The sequence below is a fragment of the Bacillus sp. L75 genome (assembly GCF_003676355.1).
Classification (GTDB): Bacteria; Bacillota; Bacilli; order Bacillales; family Bacillaceae; genus Bacillus; species Bacillus velezensis.
On record NZ_ML064902.1, the window covers coordinates 124,862 to 144,769 of the forward strand.

Below are 19,908 nucleotides of genomic sequence, written 5' to 3' on the forward strand. Positions count from 1 at the left end.
TTTACAAATAGGAATTCGTTCAAAATAAATACAGAAGGTCGGTATGAGAGAAAAAAAAGTTTCAGGCGTCCTTCAATTCTGCCCATTATACTCATGCAGCCGGACTAGGCAAGAACAAAGCCGGCACAAGCGGATTCGAATTCATGTGTTCATTTTCAGTCCAATTCAATCCAATCGTGATATTGATCATAAAGCTTTCGTATTCTTCCGGCATCAAGAGCAATGACTTCACACCCTCTGTCATCATACAGAAAGAAAATAATATCTTTTGTCATATTCACAAAGAAAACATCGGGATACCCAACGGAACAGCCCCCGAACCTTGGCTTCAGCGGAAAATCTTCGTGGACGGCTGCCTTAAGTAATTGGGGGATACGCAGATCTTTCCGTTTACATAATAAAGAAAACTGCTGCATTTCATATTCTTCTTCGACCGGGCATGAACAGGTCTTCACTTGAATCCGATATAAGTCATCCTTACACTTCAGAAACGGCTGATAAACCTTTAATTTTCTCGCGTGATTACCTTGAGATTTGTGCTTATACACGTTGGCAACAAGGAACATGTCATCGCTATGTTCAAACATCTCATTGAAAAATGCGGCGGTTTGATGATGAACAAGCTGAAAATACTCAAGATTCAAAGCACCGCTTTCATTAAATTGATACATATTGCCGCCGAGAGAATTCCCACGTCCCATTGATGATAAACGCCGGACACTAATTTTAAAGTCGGAAGCCTTTCCTTCAGATAATCATTTATTTTCATTCAAACATCTCACTTTCCTTTTCCCGCTCCAGAGGCAGAAGAAGCCGAAAACATTCCGCTTATTTCTTTTTCACCCTTGTAATATTATTCCGATTGGAATACAATGAAATGGAACACTGTGAACCCCATTGATCAGGGTGGATGCTGGTCACATTCATCCTGATCCTTTCTTTTACATAAGATCGCCCCAACTTTGAACCCCTCCGTTTCCAACCCTATTCATTGATATTACATATATTTCAATGGTATTATTTTCTTATACATAAGCATCAAGAGGTGTCCGCTTTGAACAACATCAGAAGATTGAGAGAATATTTCCGGTCTCACCGTAAAATAGGTCTGGCTGCAGACTTGCTTACGGCTGTATTGCTTATCTCATTATCCATTCTTTTTTACGGATGCCGGCAGGGAGCTGTCAATGGTTTCTTTATGTATGTCTTAGTAAGTAATTTTATCGGCTCCAATGCCTCTTTTATCGACTTCAGCACATCGAGGAAAAACAGTCAAAAATAAAGGCTCTGGTCAAAAAGAGGGTTATACCGCCCTCTTTTTATTCTTTCAGTCATACCAATGCGTTCTTTTCAGGTTGAATTTTTCTGAATAGGACTCATGATCGGTTTTCCATGCTGCTTCAACAGTGATTTCATGACCGATTACTTCATGTTCCGGCATATATTCAAACGTTTGAATATGGTCTTCTCCCGTTCCGCCGCCTTCTAATTTCTCTCCGGTGTATTCTGAAAGATGATAGTCTTTATCTTCACCATATTTCCGGCCGTCAACAAATAATGTTAATCTCTTAATCACCGTGTTCTTTTCATTCACTTTATTACCTCTGTAATACAAATTCAAGAAATAGTTAGGGCCGATAGAGGTCTTGCCTGATTTTTCGATTGACGCTTCCCACGTCTTGCTTTGGCTATAGCCGATATATTTAACTTTTTCTCCTGAAATTAAAGAAAACAGTGCAAATCCGGCTGCTATTATGAGAACAGTGATAATAACCAGCAATTTTTTAATGACTTTACGTTTTTTCATGACATCCCGCCTTTATCATTTAGAACGTATGAATATTAGAATTGTTACATTTAATTTGAAAGAATAATAAAAAGGGATTCTAATTCCAGGAATAAAAAAATACTAAGAAGATCATATTCCCCTTAGCTTCACATCCCAGACTGCCATGCAATAATGATAAAAGTCGTCCAAAAAGTTGTGACTAAAATAAGCATAACGGTTACAATCATTAAAATGAGACAACTTATTGTTAGAATTGAGTCTTTGTTTTTGTTAAGAATCAGAGTAACCATTGATCCTGCAGCAAATAGATACGACAAAACCGCACCGACCCAATACCACAGCATAGAGTCATTGCTCCAGTAAGCCATTGACTGCATATAAATACTGAATATAAATCCTGACAATGCTAATAGAAACGAAACTAAATTTGATTTCAAGTTAGAGTTCCTTTCTTCATAAGTTTTATTTTTAGGAACGGTCATACATCTGATAACACCTTTTATGCGATATGCTTCGCCGCTTTGTCTGCATATTTTAATTCTTATTTCGTTTTTAAATAAGTTTACGAAAAAAGAAATCATATAAAGTTCACCTGAAACGCCGATTTAAAATTAAATAGATGTTTTATAAGCGTTAATTGCTTGATTTCTCAAAAGCATATTTATCATTCGCAACCATTCCAAGATTGTATGCTTGTTTGATGATATCCAGCACTTGATTATCAGTTTCAGTTACAACTCGTCCACCAGTTATTCTGGATTTCCAATAATCAAACTGGTGATTTCATTCTGAACAGCTTTTAACATTTTGAGTATCAACCACTTTTCCATTCTCGAGCGCATCATTGCTGATTCGATTACTTCCCGCTCCTTCTGTCGTTAAACTGCAAAATGTCCATCACATTCATCCTCTCTCCAATTTTACAACGTTGCTATAATGAATTTCATGATTTTCCCAACCTTCAAGCTTAATCTTTTTGATCGTTACTAATCTAAGTACTTTTTTCAATTCCATAATCCATTGGTATGATCGGTAACCTAATGAAGTATTTAACTTAAATACAAAAAAACCTGCTTTTTCAGCAAGGTTTTTTCGACAAAGGGGAGATTATTTCCCCACAAATTCTATTAACTATGTTTTTGTTTTAACCATTCTTTCTTTAGCAATGCGTATTGGTAAGTGTTTTCATATTTAGGTGTTCCATCCTCGTGTGCAGTAAATGAAATAAATTCAAGAAAATAACCTTCTTTACGCATTCCTAATCTTTCACATAATTTTTGTGACCTGCAGTTATCATCTTCAACATATGCATAAAGCCTTCTTGCTTTTTTTTGCATAAAGAGATACTCAAAGAAAGCCTTCGCACTTTCACTTGCGTATCCCTTCCCTTCAAAACGGGCATTGAAATTCCAACAAACAGAATAGGTATCTGGCTCTTCTTTTAAATAAAATAGTTCTCCGACTAGATCATTACTGTCTTTTAAACAAACTGCAATATAAGAGTCATCTCGGCTTCTTTTTTGAACGTTTACGGCAGCTTCTTCTAACGTAGACATTCTGTCATCAAGAAAGCAATTCACTCTCGGATGTGCAGAATATTCCAACAGACCTTACGCATCTCTCTCGGTAAAATTTCTTAAAATTAAGCGAAGGGTTTCAATTTTTTGCATTTGCAGTCTCCTGTTTCATTGTTATCGATCTTTGAAAAGAACTTCTTCAACAGATCTTATTCGTTTGTTGAAGAACTTATCTCAATCTATTTTTACTATAATGATGGACGTTATCATCTTTGTCAAAAACAATAATCATTCATTTGGCGCCCGCATGTAAAGTACTGAACAATTTTCGTGAAAAACCCTCAGTATCGAATATAGAAACGAGCAATAGTAATTAAAACAAAGTTAAGCCATTAAAAGCTTATTGAGTATTTTTTCAAACTTATTCACGCTCATCATCTCATGAGTGAGAAATGTCCCATTATAAAACACGCTGAAAGTCGTCCAAACTGCCGGGGATTTTTGCGCCATATCTTTTGACGTTATTCGCCGGGCCTGAAAATGAAGTCCTTTCTTTTCAGTCAGTTCCTTTAAATCCTTTAACAATCCGACTGCAAATGGGCATTGGGCTGTATAAAATACCCTCATTATTAACGGAATTACTTTTCACCTGTTTTTTAAATACAGGAGGATATGCATGTTTATTCCACGTCAGTGACATCAACTGAAAATAGGGTTCTGCTTCATCTTGCACAGCAAATCCCATATGTTCAAAGAAATGCTTATCACTTAAATAAGGGAGTTTTTTCTTCCCCACTATATGAACTATCCCATCCATACCGCGGGATTTTGCATCTGACACACATTTTTCTAACAAGTGTTTCGCATGTCCGTTATTCTTATATTTACCTGAGACCCAAAGACAATTAATAAACATAAAATGAGGTGCGCTTACCGGAACCCACGCTTCTTCTGCAGGTAAATATTCAATAAAAACTTTTGCCCGTTCGTTTAGGCGATAGAACACCAAGCCATCAATCATCCGATCTTTGAGCCAGCTCTTCTTTTCATTTACCGCATCCTCATATTGTTTCGCACCTAATGCACAGCAAATATGATTGTCATTAATATTGTCCCTAGTCAACTCAATGTATTCCATTTTTCCTCACCCGCTTTCTTTTGGAAACATCAGCTTTACTTGCAGTGAACATTGTAATTTCTCAGAAATATAGAGTCCCAGAATCAATATATGAACGCAGCAACAATGCTCATTATGTAATAAATGAAACTTCTGAAAACTGTGAAATCAATTGACGGATTATCTATGTGCCAGAACAAGAACACGGCTAAAAAAGCGACTGCTGTATAAATGAAAAGATGAACCAAACTAAACTTTTTAGGCTTCTTTCTTAGCCATAGTTGCACAGGAACAGCAAACAAAAAGTAAGTAATAAATGCATAAAAAGCAATGATAACTACAGTAACCAATGCAAATGGCACAAAACCCGAGTATACAAACATATATAGCCCGAAGATCAAACCATACGACAAACTTGAAAAAGCCAATGTGTAAGTATAGCTTTGACTTTTGCTCCAAGACGCTGCTTCCATATAGTTCACCTGCTTTTTATAAAAATACATTTCTCATTTTTTTCCTATTGTTTAAAATCAGTATATATCCATCACTTTAAAAGATCTATGTTTTTTTGGCAGATCATCAATTCACTATCTTAATATCCAAATTTTAATTGCCATTAAAAAAGGTCAAGGAAATACCTTGACTGTGTATCGCTCACCAATCTGCATCCGGCTCATCATGTTCGAATCCGTAAAAGCCTTTAATCCACACATCTCCGCAGCCGGCTCCTTTTGTGATCAATAAGTAATGATTTCTGTTTGCATCACCATTCACCTTATCAGCCGCGCTCAAGTTCAAATGATTATCCGTGAAATTCTTTTTACTAAGGGTAAAATCATATCCTGCCAGTGTAATTCTCTGCAGTGCAAGTCAAATATCGACAGAAAGATTACGACCACAAATTCAAAGCATTCTGTGCATTTGGAGACTACCCCCCCCATTTAAACACCATTCGGATGACAAATGCATAGCTCCCTCAACTTTTGTAGAGACACTTGTCCGCAAAAAAATGTAAGGGTTTTCAAAAGGAGAGCAGTGTGCTAAATTGTAAGATAAGTAAAAATTTTCTGCCAATATTCGAAAGGGGTGCATGATTTGAAAGCAGTAGTAGCAACAAAAGACAAAAGTATAGCGATCGTACAAAAAGAATTACGTCCTTTACGACATGGTGAAGCCAAAGTTAAAATGGAATACTGTGGTGTATGTCATACTGACTTGCATGTTAAAAATGCTGATTTCGGGGATGTTACTGGCGTCACTCTAGGTCATGAGGGAATAGGCATTGTAACTGAGATCGGTGAAGGTGTAACAAGTTTGAAAAAGGGCGACCGCGTCTCTATTGCCTGGATGTTTGAAAGCTGCGGCTGCTGTGAATATTGCCTAACTGGCCGTGAAACCTTGTGCCGCGATGTAAAAAATGCCGGCTATACAGTTGACGGCGCAATGGCTGAAGAAGCAATCGTAGCGGTTGATTATGCAATAAAGGTGCCGGAAAATTTAGATCCTGCAGCAGCAAGCAGCATTACTTGTGCAGGTGTAACAACTTATAAAGCCGTTAAAGTCAGTGAAATTAAGCCAGGTCAATGGATCGGTGTATTTGGAGTCGGCGGTTTAGGCAACTTGGCTGTTCAATATGCAAAAAATGTCTTTAACGCTAAAGTGATTGCGTTCGACATTAGCGACGAAAAATTGAATTTTGCTAAGAGCTTAGGCGCTGACGCGGTTGTAAACAGTTTAAACGAAGACCCCGTCGCTAAAGCAAAAGAAGTGACTAACGATTTAGGGCTTGATGCTGTGGTCATCACGGCTGTCTCTAAAACCCCTTTCAATCAAGCGATTGATGTTGTAAAAGCAGGAGCTCGCGTAGTCGCTGTCGGTTTACCGGTGGACAAAATGGATTTAGATATTCCCCGTCTCGTGTTAGATGGAATTCAGGTTGTAGGTTCATTAGTAGGTACCAGAGAAGACCTGAAGGAAGCTTTTCAATTTGCTGCAGACGGTAAAGTTGTACCTAAAGTGACAAAACGCCCGATTGAAGATGTGAATGATATTTTTGAAGAAATGGAGCAAGGTAAAGTGACCGGCCGCATGGTTATCGATTTTACTTCCTAATCATTAAGGCTGCCGGGAATGATACGGCAGCCTTTGATCTCGATTCTTGCTCGGCGCCCCACCCAGACTGAATGAGACTTTGTCATTTAGTTCAGAAAAGAAGCTCTACAGATCATTCGGCGGTTATGCATTTTGCAAGTACTCTCTGAACTAATCCTGATACCAATATAATGCAAGGTCATTCATTGCCGAAGCGTAGCCCTGCTGTCTTAACATAGTTGTTATGCTGCCCTGATGATAAGTTCCGTGATTGGCAACATGGAATAAAATTTCTGAGTAAGCAGTTTCTCTGTAACCTAACCAAGGGTTATTTAAGTTCATTTTTTGTTCTACATCGGTTTGGCTATTCATCCATTCTTCAAACTGTGAAGCCAGTTCTTCATAAGACGCCGCAAATTCATCTGATATTCAATAAAACGGCTGTTGAACCTTTGCTATGTATACAGCTTCATCTTCACAGGCCCAATTTAATCTGCATAATAGTTCACTGAATCTTTCAACAATTTTAGATAAACATCTTCTTTTTATAGAGATGTTCGTTCAATCGACATCCTTGTGATATATATGGTAAAATTTATAGAAACAAAGGAGTGTTGTTACATATGAGTCTTATCATTTTAGCATCCATGCTTTTATGGGGTGCAGTGATCCACGAGCTAAACAAACCTTCAAAAAAGCAAAGTAAACGAAAAATGATCCCTTTGGTATCCCTCAGTTCTTTATCTACTTTAATCATCACAATTTCGCTTTTTTCTAATTTAATTGGTTGATATTTGTTATGAGGAAACCCGCCAGAGGTTCCTCATAACACTAAAAACCTATTCACTGCACTTTTTACAGCAGACCTTATCAGAGTGTTTGCTTAACACTTTATCCATTCTCCCCACAGGCATCTTCTTCTCACTCGGAAGTGTAAGATAAGCTGTTATCTGATCCCCTGATTTTAATGTTTTTCCGCAGATAGAGCATTTTAACTCAGTATTAAAGAAATTTTTTAATCCCATTCAGAAGCCTCCTTACTTACCTTTATAAAGTAATACGTTAATGCTTTATAAAAGTTTCAGGTTAAAGAAATATTCCTTGCCCGGGAATATACTTCGTTTCAGTTGATCCTCAGCCGTCCCGGTCATCGTTATACCTCACTCAATCAGGCAACTTCTTCCTTATATCCTCTACGACATTAAATGCGGGGAAAACGTTCATTCAAGAATTCAGCGTTAACCAAAAAGGAGAATACATCCTGAAATATGATAGCGGCACCGGTGATAGTGTCAATGGTTTCTTTAGATCTGTTGAGATCTAAATTCCGTTAGGAAAGTCGGCAGTTTTGCCGACTTTCTTTTCCAAGCATTCTGCAGGAATAAAGGTGAAGTGTCGAATAAACATATGACCTTTTTGAAACGGAAACTTTATCGGCATCACAAACCCGCAAGCAGCCTCCTTGTATCGTACCTTCCGTCCCTTTGTGATTTGTTTTGATTTGTCGTATACTGCGCTTGCCCGGGAAATGATGAATATTTTCGTTAACTATAATTTCCCTGTACCTCTTCGTATGTGGCTCTGCATGATGAAGTAACTTCATGGCTCACCACTTTCATACACAGTTTTATTGCATGTTTAGCCATATCCCTCCTCTTTAAACAGCAAACCGTCCCATCCATTTCTCTCTTTCAGTTAACCTCCCATTATTTTATTGTTTTAGAAGCTCTTCATTTTAGACATAACATTCATTTTTTCTTATTTAGACTTAAATCTATGTCGAATTTTATCGTCCGGCATATTATGTACTATCCTAACAACAGGAGGTGGCAATAATATGGGGAACTACGGTGGAAATTATGGCGGAAGCTCTTTCGTATTGATCGTTGTGCTGTTCATTTTGTTAATCATTGTAGGTGCTGCATTCCTTTTCTAGCACATTGACGATTTATATTCGTCTCCCAAACATTGCATCCCTTAGTTCGGACAGACGCCATAAGAAGTTTTATGGCGTTTTTACTTTTTAAAAAAACCAATCTGAGATAAACATTTTTTATTTTTACTCTGGTAAGCGGGAGAGTTTCCTCCCCTGCCTGCGCCAATATTGCCGCTATGAAGAATGAGGCGAACAATCCAAAAGGTGTTGTGATCCATTCTTTAAAAACGATTCCGAAAATCAACAATTCGCAAGCAGTTCCATATAAAATAGCTAAACCTGTGATTGCCCATTGGCTTATATTCTTATCGCCTAAACAACCTGATACATATCCAGTCCAACCACTCATCATGTTTGATGATGGGCCCGTTGTATCTTCTGCAGACTTTTCTCTTTCAAAGACACCAGACTTATCTTCATCTTTAACGCCATTAACCCAATAGGTCATTTTGTTTTGAATAAAGACTTGTTCATGAACATAGCTCCTAAATAATTGTTACTAAGGCGTTTTTAATTCATCGGATTACAGATGTTGTGAACTTAAAAAGGATATTACTCACCTTCATAAAAAGATTTAGTCACTGAAGGGCTCACCCACAAAATGCGGTGTTCACACATTGAGTCATTTTCACATAAAAAAACCGGATTCCTCCTTTAAGAGGTTCCGGTCTTTTTTAGTTAAAATGCGGGAAATATCTGGTGACGTGCTGCACACCCCCGCTATTATAATATTTCAATAGAGCCTTCTGTTCCATGAACGCGTATTCGCTGCCCATCTTTTATCAATTGGGTTGCATTTTCAACTCCGACAACTGCAGGTAAGCCGTATTCACGCGCGATAACCGCTCCGTGGGTCATCAGTCCGCCAACTTCAGTGACCAGGCCTTTTATGGATACAAACAATGGTGTCCAGCTGGGATCAGTATAGGAGGTAACTAATATATCCCCATCTTCCAAATCGGCATCTTCCATGTTTAAAATAACCCGTGCCCGCCCCTCTATGACTCCCGAGGAAACGGGCAGCCCTGCAATCGCTCCGGCCGGGAGATTTTCTCGTTTGTACTCGCCTGTAACGATTTCACCGTCAGATGTGATAACACGCGGCGGAGATAGTTTTTCATATACTTGGTACTCGCCTTTTCGTGTGCTGATGATTTGGTAATCCAATTTATGTGTGCGTACGACTTCCTGAAGTTCTTCAAAAGTGAGATAGTATATGTCCTCTTTTTCATGAATAACGCCCGCTTTTGCGAGTTGTTCGGCTTCTTTCAGTAAAGCCTGCTTATAAACGAAGTAGCGGCTGATCATGCCGTATTTTGGATATTCTCTGAACCCGCTGAAGTTCCGGATGATGCGGATCATTCGTTTGGTTTCTTTGGCTTTTTGTTCACCATCCGGTAATTGCTTCAATCGGTCTAATAACTCTTGTTCTTTCTTCAACGCCTCCCGCCGCCCTTGCTCAAATTTCCGCTGGCTGGCATTTGGCTCAAAGTTTTTGAGATTATTAAGAATCATAGGGACAAGTGCAGTTGGTTTTTCGCTCCATCGAGTTCTTGTCATATCAATTTCTCCGGCACATCGCATTCCGTACTTGTTGAGATAAGCATAGATAGCGTCACGGGTTTCCCGCCCGCCTTCAAACGTCACCAGCCCATCCAAAAAGTGATCATCTTTTACATTCTCTAAATAGGCAATTACTTCTGGATAAGGGCGGATCACATCGGCGACGTCCAATAGCGCAAGCCCCATTTCTGAAGTAATATTATGGGGTACAGATTGAGAAAGCGTATCTGCTGCGTTTTTTTCACCTAACCACTCGTTCATTTTTTCGTTAATCCATGATGAAGCATCCATTGCAGTTCGAATCAACACCGAACTTTTTGGGTTAAATAGAATCTTCTTTAATTCCTTGATATCTTCCAAAATAAAACGAAATAAATCAGATCCTGATTTCGTCTGGATGTTTTGTTTTAACTCTTCTATCGATGCTTGACTGCTCTTAATCAAATCAGAAACAATTGCCGGATCGTTTTCAGCTTGTTCCGGCATATCTGCATTGCCTTTGCCGGGAATCGGCGCCGTTTTATCAGGTATCGGCTTAATGAAATCATCTCGCTCTATTATGGTCATAAGTGCGTCTTTTAAGAGCGGATCGTGCTGCCCCATGCCTTTTAAGAAAACTTCTCTGACATTAGGGGATGCCAGTTGATGTGTGACATCAACGAATAGCCTTCCGCCGGCTTTACGCATGGGTGCAGCAGTCGTCAACAGAAAAAAAGACAATCCAAGGGGTTTTATGGGATCCGTCATCATTTGCTGATGACCAACAGAGATATAGACGTGATTTTCTTGATCGTTCGCTTCAGGAACGGGATATAACGTTGTGATCGGACGGCTTTGGACAATATAAAAAGTATCGCGGTCCAAACACCATTCGATATCTTGCGGCTGGCCGAAATGAGCTTCGATCTGTCTCCCGATACGTGCCAGCTGTAAAATTTGTTCATCAGTCAGTGTTTGAATCTTTTGCTGATCAAGAGCGATCTCCTGTGTTTCTGTTCCGCCTTCTTTTCGTCCATAGATAGCCAATTTTTTAGTTTCTATTCTCTTATCGACGATTTGCCCGTCCTGTACTTTATAACAATCGGCAGAGACTAAGCCGGAGACCAGTGCTTCACCAAGTCCAAAACCGGCATCGATGGATAGCAGCTTTCGGTTTCCGGTCATCGGATCAGCGGTAAATAAAATTCCCGAAGCCTGAGGGAACACCATCCTTTGGATGATAACGGATAAATAAACTTGGCTGTGTTCAAACCCATTTTTCATACGGTAAATGACAGCGCGATCCGTAAATAGGGACGCCCAACATTTACTGATATGCTGCAAGATCGTATCTAAGCCGGTAATATTTAAATAGGTGTCTTGTTGACCGGCAAAAGAGGCATGCGGTAAATCCTCAGCTGTCGCACTGGAACGTACGGCATAGGCATGTTCTTCGCCGAACCGGGAGAGATGGCAAGCAACTGCTTTGACTACATCTGAAGGAATTTCTGCTTCCATAATGGTTTGCCGGATTTTTTTGCTGACATCACCAATTTGATCCCGATTCTCCACTTTCAGCATGGTCAGTTGATCCAACAGCGCTTGTAACGTTTCGTTTTGTTCAATGGCTTTTTGATATCCTGCGGTTGTGACACAAAATCCTTCCGGTACTTGTATTCCTTGAATTTTTGATAATTCCCCTAAATGTAACCCTTTTCCTCCAACGAGCAAAGGCTGTGTTTTTTCAATTTCGTGAATGCCGAGAACCAAAGAACTCATTCTATATCTCCCCTTCAAAAAAATTTGACAAGAGCTTTTCAGCATGATATAATCATAATATAAGATGGATATCTATGACTTTTCACAAAGAAAGCGCGCGTGTTCTGATTATATCACCGTGTCTGTTTTTGTGCAATATAAAAAGAACCTGGCCAATTTGGCGAGGTTCTTTCTTCATTTTTGTCGAAAGCTCTTTAAAGCTGTATTGAGATCTTTTGTGTGAACGTAAATGTTCTTATACAACTCGAATAGTGTTTTATATTTTTGAACATTTTGTTCTTTTGGATAAAATGCAGCTGCTTCATGAATGAACTGCTCTGCACATTCTTCAAGAGAGTCAAACCACCCGCTTCCGAAGGCAGCTAACATCGCAGCCCCCATGGCGGGACCTTGTTCATTCTCTAACTTAACAACCCTCGTATTGAAAATATCAGCCTGCATTTGAAGCCACGTTTCATTTTTAGCTCCCCCGCCAATAGAGACAACCGTATCAACTGATTTTCCCGCTTCGCGGAATAGCTCAATTGATTCATATAAAGAGAATGTGATGCCTTCCATTATCGCCCTCAAAAAGTGCTCTCTTTTATGGGCTCCGTCCATTCCGATCAAGCTTCCCCGAATAGATGAATCAGCATGCGGCGTTCTTTCACCGACTAAGTAAGGAGTGTACAGCAGTCCATTTGCTCCTATCGGAACAGATTCCACCCCCCGCAATAATTGTTCAAACGATTCGTTCGGCGCAAACGTTCTTTTGAACCAGTCTAAGCTGTATCCAGCAGCGAGCGTGACTCCCATCGTATAAAAAGAATCCTTCTTTCCATGATTAAAAAAGTGCACTTTCCCTTTAAAGTCCCTTTCTTTGTCTTCTTCACAGGAAAGTATGACTCCTGACGTCCCGATACTGCATAATGTTTTTCCGGAAGAAAGAATACCGGCTCCGACAGCACCGCAAGCATTGTCTGCTCCCCCGGCGTACACTTTTGTTTTTTCCAACAGCCCAGTCTCCGCCGCAACGCTCGGAAGCAGTGATCCTACACAGTCATGGGATTCAACAAGCGGAGGACAAATTTCCGCTGAAATACCAAATTGATTGCAAATCTCATCGCTCCACTCTTTGCGGGTCATATGTAAAAGTAACGTTCCCGCCGCATCGGAGTATTCAGTGTGAATGGCGCCAGTCATGCGGAATCTCACATAGTCTTTCGGAAGCAAAAAAACAGCGGTTTTGTTAAAAAGTTCAGGCTCATGTGCCTTCACCCATAACATTTTAGGTAATGTAAACCCTTCAAGGACACGGTTTTTTGTGATATCAAGCAGATGATCGCCAAATGTCTCGGTCATCCTGCTACATTGAGGCGTCGTTCTGGTATCATTCCAAAGAATCGCATGACGCAACACCCGCCGATCTTGGTCAAGCAGTACTAACCCATGCATTTGTCCTGAATAGCTAATCCCGTCAATATCCCCGGCTTGAACGTTGGATATCGAAATCAATTCAGCCAATGCTTCAATTGTTTGCTGCACCCAGTCTTCAGGATTTTGCTCACTATATCCCGCCTTCTCTTGGATGAGCGGGTAACTTTTGGACGTTTCTGCACAAACCTTGCCGTTTTGATTGACTAAAATGGTTTTAACGGCACTCGTACCAAGATCTATTCCAATGACATACTTCATTTTTTCACTCCTTCCTCTCTAAATAGATCCCCATTGAATTGACCCGCCATAACAGTAACTTCATGACGGGCCATTCCGGGAACTTGGCTGCCTGCATCTTTTTACAGCGGGATCTGGAGCTTCTTTTTTCATTTGTTATACCTGTAAAATGTATTGATTTAATATCGCTTTTAACCGCTCCTGTCTCCCTGATTCGTTTTTAATTGGCTGATTGTTCAGCGCATATTGCTCAAGTGTTTTAAAATCAGCTCTTCCTTCTGCAATTTCAAGACCAATCCCTTCAGTAAAGCTGCGGTAACGGTGTTGAATCACATCTTCAAACACACGATCTTCGATTAATTTGTGGGCGGCTTTCAACCCTCTTGCAAATGTATCCATCCCTGCAACATGGGCATATAGTAAATCATCAGGCTCAAAAGAAGATCTCCTGACCTTTGCGTCAAAGTTTAATCCTCCGCTTCCAAGACCGCCATTTTGCAGAATTTCGTACATTGCTAATGTCGCAGAATATAAATCTGTCGGAAATTCATCTGTGTCCCAGCCTAAAAGCGGATCACCCTGATTCGCGTCAACAGAGCCAAGAAGGCCATGCACTCTCGCCATGCGTAATTCATGTTCGAATGTATGCCCGGCTAATGTGGCATGATTGGCTTCGAGATTTAATTTAAAATGATTGTCTAAGCCATATTGCTTTAAAAAGGCAATGGTTGTTGCTGCGTCCGTATCATATTGATGGGTGGTCGGCTCTTTTGGTTTTGGTTCAATCAAAAACTGCCCTGTATACCCGATTTCCTTCGCATAATCCACTGCCATATGCATAAATCTGGCCATATTATCAAGCTCAAATTTTAAATCGGTATTTAACAAAGTTTCGTACCCTTCACGTCCGCCCCAAAATACATAGTTCTCGGCGCCAAGCTCTTTTGCTGTTTCTAATCCTTTTTTTACTTGGGCTGCGGCATACGCAAATACATCTGCATTACAAGAAGTCGCCGCACCATGGACGAAACGGGGATTCGTAAACATGTTTGCAGTATTCCATAATAGCTTAACGCCGCTGGTTCTCATGTAGTCTTTTATCATGTCCACGATTATATCCAGATTTTGATTTGTCTCTTTTAACGTACTTCCTTCCGGTGCGATATCCCGGTCATGAAAAGCAAAAAATGGCGCATCCAGTTTTTCAAACAGCTCAAATGCTGCATCTACCCTCGCTCTCGCCAGATCCAAGCCTTTATAGTAATCCCACGGTCTCTGCATCGTAGCTGCGCCAAAAATGTCTGTGCCGTCAGCGGTAAATGTATGCCAATAGGCAATAGAAAATCGCAAATGCTCTTTCATCGTTTTTCCGCCAATTACTTCTTGAGAATTATAGTATTTAAATGCTAAAGGATTCGTGGATTCTTTCCCTTCGTAAATCACTTTGTTTGCGCTTTCAAAATAGTTGACCGAACCGGAATGAGAGTGAGCCATGTGTGATTTCCCCCTTAAAAATAAATTCTAAACATGATCATTCAAATACAAATGCTTTTATGTCATGTTGCACATTAGTTTGTTGACCAAACAAACTAACTTATTTTCATCTTATATAACCTCATCAGTATTTTCAATATTTTTTTTAGTTTTTTACGAACACATTAGATATAATAAAGGTTGGATTCGCTATGTACTGCGTTTCGCACGATAACAGAGAACGTTCAACTTAATTTAAAGATTATACAAATGGAGTGGATGAAGTGGATATCGCTGATCAAGCCTTTGTCAAAAAAGTTAACCAAAAGTTATTACTAAACGAAATACTTAAGAATTCTCCTATTTCAAGAGCAAAATTATCTGAAATGACCGGATTAAATAAATCAACTGTTTCGTCACAGGTAAACACATTAATGAAAGAAAACCTCGTATTTGAAATCGGTCAGGGACAATCAAGCGGAGGCAGAAGACCTGTTATGCTTGTTTTTAATAAAAAAGCAGGATACTCCGTAGGAATAGATGTTGGCGTGGATTATGTTAATGGCATTTTAACAGATCTTGAAGGGACGATCGTCCTTGATCAACACCATCATTTGGAATGCAATTCTCCAGAAATCACTAAAGATATTTTAATTGAGATGATTCATCACTTTATTGCAAACATGCCGCAATCTCCATACGCTCTTATTGGTATAGGGATATGCGCGCCCGGGCTGATTGACAAAAATCAAAAAATTGTTTTCGCTCCGAACGCCAACTGGAGAGATATTGACTTAAAATCTTTCATCCAAAAGAAGTTCAATGTGCCCGTTTTTATTGAAAATGAGGCAAATGCCGGCGCATACGGAGAAAAAGTATTTGGAGCTGCAAAAAATCACGATAACATCATTTATGCAAGTATCGGTACAGGAATAGGGATCGGCGTTATGATCAACAATCATTTATATAGAGGGGTTGGCGGATTCTCTGGAGAAATGGGACATATGACAATAGACTTTAAGGGTCCTAAATGCAGCTGCGGAAACCGAGGCTGCTGGGAATTGTATGCTTCAGAGAAGGCTTTATTAACATCTCTTCAGACGAAAGAGAAAAAAGTGTCCAGCCAAGATATCATAGACCTTGCCCATCTGAATGATGTTGGAACTTTACAGGCATTACAGAATTTTGGTTTCTATTTAGGAATAGGCCTGACCAATATTTTAAATACATTTAATCCGCAAGCCATCATTTTAAGAAACAGCATCATTGAATCGCATCCTATGGTTTTACATTCAATTAAAAGCGAAGTGTCATCCAGGGTTTATTCCCAACTAGACAATAGCTATGAATTATTACCATCTATCTTAGGAAAAAATGCCCCTGCTCTAGGAATGTCCTCTATTGTTATTGATCATTTTCTCGACATGGTTCATAACTGAATGTACATACTTCTATGTTTTACGCTCATCTTTAAAGATGGGTTTTTTTATTCTAGGAGTATTTCTGAATCAATACTGACATAGGCACCTTCTAATATGAAAAAGGAGTTCTAAAATAGAAATCTCCTTTTTCATGTGCTAATTATTTTTCTTTATAACGAAAATATCTGAAGTCGGCCGGAATATGATGACCGCTCGTATCTTGGCATTGCATCCCTACAAAAGCTCCTGTAAAGAATCCCCCGCCGCGGATGTAATCATCTGATAATTTTTTCGATTCTAATGCAATGTCGATTTTGTGCCAATCTTCTTTGTTAAATGAATACAAATAATAATATTTTTCGTTTTCAATATTCACTTTTAAATAGACATACTTGACTTCACGAGGAATCACAATTTTATTTTTTAACGGTTGTGAAAAAGAAAAGTTATCACATATCGTTAATTCAAGAATACGGCCAAGTTCTTCATCATACGTGACTTGAAGAGCCGTCCAGTTCTCTGTATTGTAATAGTTCACCAAACCAGCGGCTTGCTGAAAATTTTCCGGATAAAACGCAACAGCCGTTTCCGCTTCAAAATGGAGGCTTTGCCAGCGTCTGGCTACAAATGCCTGAGTAAATGTCGAAGTTAAGGATTCATGGCCATATAATCGTAAATGATTTGGCGCTTGAGTTAATGAACCTAATTTCTCCGTAAACGGGATTCTTAACGTTTGAAAATTAATATTTAATGTTGCATCCTCAAATTCATCAACTTCCGGATAGGTTTCTTCAAACATTGTTTCTGGTATAGAAGGCGCATCCACTTCCAAGCTCCCTTCTTTTCCGCCTTCTACATAAGGCCAGCCATCTTTCCAATAGAGCTTTTGAATAGCTGTTTCTCTGCCCAGAGGACAATATCCTCTCTGCTGAAAAATTGAATCATCGTCCGGATGAATGGGACGTCCCGTTAAATGAGCTAAATACCACTCACCTGTATGTGTTTGTACAATGGATGCATGTCCGCATTTTTGCAGCGGATTTTCCGGCGCATGCCATGACGTTAAGATTGGATTATCAGGATGTACTTCATATGGGCCTTCAATATTTGCAGAACGGGCAATTGTAGCAGCATGTTCGAACCGTGTTCCTCCTTCTGCGGTTAATAAATAATAATAGTTCCCGATACGGTAAAGGTGCGGCGCTTCTGTCAGCTTTCTTTCAGTTCCTTTAAAAATCACTTTCGGTTTACCGATTAGTTTTTGCTCCTTATCAGAATATTCCTGCATGACAATGCCTCCAAAGGAGTGCCGATCAATACGCTGATCCCATAACATATTTAATAAATATTTTTTCCCATCCGTATCATGGAACAAAGAAGCATCAAAACCCGAGCTGTTTAATGTGATCGGCTCCCTCCAATCACCATCAATCGTGTCACAAGTCACTAAATAATTGTGGCAATCTTTCCAGGCGCCATCTACAACCTTAACATCCGTATAGATCAGCCAAAACTTTCCGTCGCTGTAACTTAAACATGGCGCCCAGACCCCGCCTGAATTAGGATTTCCTTTCATGTCTAATTGCGAAACTCTCTGTAATGGATGTGCAACTAAGTGCCAATTGACTAAATCTTTTGAGTGGTGTATCTGGACTCCCGGAAACCACTCAAATGTAGATACAGCGATATAATAATCCTCTCCAACCCTGCAAATACTCGGATCGGGGTTGAATCCTTTAAGTACTGGATTGATGATCTTCATTTTGAACTCCTCCTCAGCTATTTTCTGTTGACTCATCATGTTTTAAGCTTTGAAATCGTCAATATGATCCAAATAAACTTTGTCTCTATTCTCTAATTCTCGAACCATGCTTTTATATTTTTTCTCATCTAAGTTATAGAAATTAATATCAATCATGGCCAGAACCAGTAAGAACACGGGAATAATGGTTGTTGTAATTAAAATTCCCGTCAATGCCTCCGGCGTTTGCACCTGATTTGCCACATATCCAAACTGATCTAGAACCAAACCCGGTACAACCCCTCCCAAGGCCATGCCGAATTTAAAGAAAAATCCGATAATAGCGTATATGAGACCGCCCATTCTTTTCCCGGTCTTATACTCTCCATATTCAATTGTTTCAGGAATAAGCGCCCACATATATCCCCCGGCAGTGAGACTTCCTGCAGCAGCCAGCAATCGAAAGGAAAGTATCAGGAATACATTACTTGACGGAACGAAAAGTAAAGCTAAGAGGCCGATCATATTCAGTAATAATGCATAGTTTAGTAATTTCTTCTTCCCTAATAATTGATGAAGCTTTGGAATAAACGGTAAAATGACCAAAGCAGGCAAACTTCCCAACAAACCGTACCACTTCACTAAATCCGCTCTTTCTAAATTATACGTTACGTAATAGATGCCAACCGAATTACTGATTGAATTCACTCCAAAAATAATAATAAAGAAAATACTTAATACAACTAGAGGCCGATTAACACGAAATTGCTCAAATATATCCGAAAATTTAATTTTTTCTTCCGATTTTTGAAGCGTGACACGCTCTTTTGTGCTTTTAAAACAAAAGATTAAAAGGCACCCGCCTATAACTCCCATAATACCCATGGTTAGCTGCCAGCCAAGAGATTCGCTGCCGGAATTATCGCTTAAATAAGCAGCCAGTAAGGGAACAAAAAATGCAACGACAAGTCCTCCAAGATTCGCAAATAACATACGGACAGACGTTATACTAACAACTTCTTGATTATTTCTGGTCATTGCAGATGTTAACGCGCCATATGGCACGTTTATCATGGTGTATGTAAGCGATAAGCCGACATAGGTGATATAGGCATATATTAATTTCCCCATATCCGAAAAATCCGGGGTTGTAAAACAGAGTATTGCCAATATGACAAAGGGAAAAGCTCCGAATAAAAGATACGGTCTGAAGCGGCCAAACCTGCTATTTGTTCTGTCAACTATTGTTCCAATAAAAGGATCAGCGAGAGCGTCGATGATTCTAACCACTAAAAACATCGTACCGGCTGTTGCTGCCGATAAACCAAAAACATCTGTATAGAAGAACAAAAGATACGTAGACACTGTTGCATAAATTAAATTACATGCAAAATCTCCAGACGCATATCCAACTTTTTCAACCATGCTGATCTTCTTTACATTTTCACTGAGCATGATTTCTCCCCTTTTCGATCCTTTACATAAGGAACATGATGAAATGGTATAACATTTCTTTAAAATTATCGGCCAGTGAGCGGCATATAAAAGCGCTTTCAAAAAAATGATAGCGGTTTACTTTCACAGAGCATTTTCAACATCCAAATGGTGATCAGATAGCAGTGAACAGGATAAAAGCTTGGCTTTCGCTTTTTATATACCTCCAATTAAACCGAGCCTCTTATCCCCCTCCCATTTAAGACCTTTACATGATGGACAATTAAAGTGGTTTTATTAGTTTGTTGATCGAACAAACTAACTTGATTTCATATTATAAAATCTTTTCTGCTTTTTCAACTCTTTTTTCAGAGAATTTAAAACCGACCAAAGGACATACCATGTTGTAATTGCC

15 protein-coding genes and 5 pseudogenes are annotated in these 19,908 nt (G+C 39.4%); 4 read left to right on the forward strand and 16 right to left on the reverse strand.

All coding sequences use genetic code 11. The features are described 5' to 3' along the window. Positions 1 to 155 precede the first annotated feature (155 nt). Positions 156 to 769: pseudogene (locus tag D5S11_RS04130) on the reverse strand (DUF3885 domain-containing protein). A gap of 276 nt (positions 770 to 1,045) precedes the next feature. Here D5S11_RS04130 and D5S11_RS04135 point away from each other — a divergent pair. Beyond that, a complete protein-coding gene (locus D5S11_RS04135) occupies positions 1,046 to 1,282 on the forward strand; it encodes a hypothetical protein (RefSeq protein ID WP_228842175.1) in 237 nt (78 codons plus the stop codon). 45 nt (positions 1,283 to 1,327) lie between these two features. Here D5S11_RS04135 and D5S11_RS04140 read toward each other — a convergent pair whose 3' ends face one another. The 7 genes and pseudogenes from D5S11_RS04140 to D5S11_RS20450 all read right to left on the reverse strand — a co-directional run bounded on the left by D5S11_RS04140 (position 1,328) and on the right by D5S11_RS20450 (position 5,221). Further along, positions 1,328 to 1,807, reverse strand: coding sequence for a DUF4944 domain-containing protein (locus D5S11_RS04140; protein ID WP_032871562.1), 480 nt, complete (start codon positions 1,805 to 1,807; stop codon positions 1,328 to 1,330). Between the two features lie 128 nt (positions 1,808 to 1,935). Next, a complete protein-coding gene (locus D5S11_RS04145; RefSeq protein WP_032866003.1) occupies positions 1,936 to 2,370 on the reverse strand; it encodes a DUF3902 family protein in 435 nt (144 codons plus the stop codon). A gap of 30 nt (positions 2,371 to 2,400) precedes the next feature. Beyond that, a pseudogene (locus tag D5S11_RS20385) lies at positions 2,401 to 2,641 on the reverse strand (hypothetical protein). Between the two features lie 275 nt (positions 2,642 to 2,916). After that, positions 2,917 to 3,459 (reverse strand): annotated as a pseudogene (locus D5S11_RS04155) (GNAT family N-acetyltransferase). Between the two features lie 231 nt (positions 3,460 to 3,690). Further along, positions 3,691 to 4,444: pseudogene (locus D5S11_RS04160) on the reverse strand (GNAT family N-acetyltransferase). An 83-nt stretch (positions 4,445 to 4,527) separates the two neighbouring features. Next, positions 4,528 to 4,896 carry a UPF0715 family protein gene (locus D5S11_RS04165; RefSeq protein ID WP_108725296.1) on the reverse strand — a complete coding sequence of 123 codons (369 nt, stop codon included), beginning with the start codon at positions 4,894 to 4,896 and terminating at the stop codon, positions 4,528 to 4,530. A gap of 181 nt (positions 4,897 to 5,077) precedes the next feature. Beyond that, positions 5,078 to 5,221 (reverse strand): hypothetical protein, encoded by a 144-nt coding sequence (locus D5S11_RS20450; protein ID WP_007611678.1) that lies wholly within the window; start codon positions 5,219 to 5,221, stop codon positions 5,078 to 5,080. A gap of 297 nt (positions 5,222 to 5,518) precedes the next feature. Here D5S11_RS20450 and adhP point away from each other — a divergent pair, with 297 nt between their 5' ends. Beyond that, positions 5,519 to 6,535, forward strand: coding sequence for an alcohol dehydrogenase AdhP (gene adhP / locus D5S11_RS04175; protein WP_020955863.1), 1,017 nt, complete (start codon positions 5,519 to 5,521; stop codon positions 6,533 to 6,535). Between the two features lie 150 nt (positions 6,536 to 6,685). Here adhP and D5S11_RS04180 read toward each other — a convergent pair. Continuing rightward, a pseudogene (locus D5S11_RS04180) lies at positions 6,686 to 6,940 on the reverse strand (DinB family protein); the annotation flags it as partial. A gap of 413 nt (positions 6,941 to 7,353) precedes the next feature. Next, entirely contained in the window at positions 7,354 to 7,539 is a 186-nt protein-coding gene (locus tag D5S11_RS04185) for a hypothetical protein (RefSeq protein WP_108724953.1), read from the reverse strand. 812 nt (positions 7,540 to 8,351) lie between these two features. Here D5S11_RS04185 and D5S11_RS04190 point away from each other — a divergent pair. Next, a complete protein-coding gene (locus tag D5S11_RS04190) occupies positions 8,352 to 8,450 on the forward strand; it encodes a YjcZ family sporulation protein (protein WP_003154037.1) in 99 nt (32 codons plus the stop codon). Here the strand turns inward: D5S11_RS04190 and D5S11_RS04195 are convergent. From D5S11_RS04195 to xylA, 4 genes are all read right to left on the reverse strand, one after another. After that, positions 8,422 to 8,898 carry a hypothetical protein gene (locus D5S11_RS04195; RefSeq protein WP_108724954.1) on the reverse strand — a complete coding sequence of 159 codons (477 nt, stop codon included), beginning with the start codon at positions 8,896 to 8,898 and terminating at the stop codon, positions 8,422 to 8,424. The two genes, D5S11_RS04190 and D5S11_RS04195, sit on opposite strands and share 29 nt — an antisense overlap. Before the next feature lie 275 nt (positions 8,899 to 9,173). Then, positions 9,174 to 11,771 carry a phosphoenolpyruvate synthase gene (ppsA, locus tag D5S11_RS04200; RefSeq protein ID WP_108724955.1) on the reverse strand — a complete coding sequence of 866 codons (2,598 nt, stop codon included), beginning with the start codon at positions 11,769 to 11,771 and terminating at the stop codon, positions 9,174 to 9,176. A 174-nt stretch (positions 11,772 to 11,945) separates the two neighbouring features. Continuing rightward, positions 11,946 to 13,445: a xylulokinase gene (gene xylB, locus D5S11_RS04205; RefSeq protein ID WP_108724956.1), complete on the reverse strand. Its 1,500-nt coding sequence runs from the start codon at positions 13,443 to 13,445 to the stop codon at positions 11,946 to 11,948. A gap of 135 nt (positions 13,446 to 13,580) precedes the next feature. Beyond that, positions 13,581 to 14,918 (reverse strand): xylose isomerase, encoded by a 1,338-nt coding sequence (xylA, locus tag D5S11_RS04210; protein ID WP_108724957.1) that lies wholly within the window; start codon positions 14,916 to 14,918, stop codon positions 13,581 to 13,583. A 263-nt stretch (positions 14,919 to 15,181) separates the two neighbouring features. On the opposite strand from xylA, the gene xylR reads away from it, so the two are divergent. Continuing rightward, positions 15,182 to 16,336: a transcriptional repressor XylR gene (gene xylR / locus D5S11_RS04215; protein ID WP_108724958.1), complete on the forward strand. Its 1,155-nt coding sequence runs from the start codon at positions 15,182 to 15,184 to the stop codon at positions 16,334 to 16,336. A gap of 142 nt (positions 16,337 to 16,478) precedes the next feature. Here the strand turns inward: xylR and xynB are convergent, their stop codons facing one another. Both xynB and D5S11_RS04225 read right to left on the reverse strand, forming a co-directional pair. Further along, entirely contained in the window at positions 16,479 to 18,080 is a 1,602-nt protein-coding gene (gene xynB / locus D5S11_RS04220) for a xylan 1,4-beta-xylosidase (RefSeq protein WP_108724959.1), read from the reverse strand. A gap of 42 nt (positions 18,081 to 18,122) precedes the next feature. After that, a complete protein-coding gene (locus D5S11_RS04225; RefSeq protein ID WP_007410362.1) occupies positions 18,123 to 19,514 on the reverse strand; it encodes an MFS transporter in 1,392 nt (463 codons plus the stop codon). Between the last annotated feature and the right edge of the window lie 394 nt (positions 19,515 to 19,908).

Coding starts and splice junctions, on each gene's coding strand:
- D5S11_RS04140 (WP_032871562.1), bottom strand. CDS start 1,807: ATGAAAAAACGTAAAGTCATTAAAAAATTGCTGGTTATTATCACTGTT.
- D5S11_RS04145 (WP_032866003.1), bottom strand. CDS start 2,370: ATGATTTCTTTTTTCGTAAACTTATTTAAAAACGAAATAAGAATTAAA.
- D5S11_RS04165 (WP_108725296.1), bottom strand. CDS start 4,896: ATGGAAGCAGCGTCTTGGAGCAAAAGTCAAAGCTATACTTACACATTG.
- D5S11_RS04185 (WP_108724953.1), bottom strand. CDS start 7,539: ATGGGATTAAAAAATTTCTTTAATACTGAGTTAAAATGCTCTATCTGC.
- D5S11_RS04190 (WP_003154037.1), top strand. CDS start 8,352: ATGGGGAACTACGGTGGAAATTATGGCGGAAGCTCTTTCGTATTGATC.
- D5S11_RS04195 (WP_108724954.1), bottom strand. CDS start 8,898: ATGACCTATTGGGTTAATGGCGTTAAAGATGAAGATAAGTCTGGTGTC.
- ppsA (WP_108724955.1), bottom strand. CDS start 11,771: ATGAGTTCTTTGGTTCTCGGCATTCACGAAATTGAAAAAACACAGCCT.
- xylB (WP_108724956.1), bottom strand. CDS start 13,445: ATGAAGTATGTCATTGGAATAGATCTTGGTACGAGTGCCGTTAAAACC.
- xylA (WP_108724957.1), bottom strand. CDS start 14,918: ATGGCTCACTCTCATTCCGGTTCGGTCAACTATTTTGAAAGCGCAAAC.
- xynB (WP_108724959.1), bottom strand. CDS start 18,080: ATGAAGATCATCAATCCAGTACTTAAAGGATTCAACCCCGATCCGAGT.
- D5S11_RS04225 (WP_007410362.1), bottom strand. CDS start 19,514: ATGCTCAGTGAAAATGTAAAGAAGATCAGCATGGTTGAAAAAGTTGGA.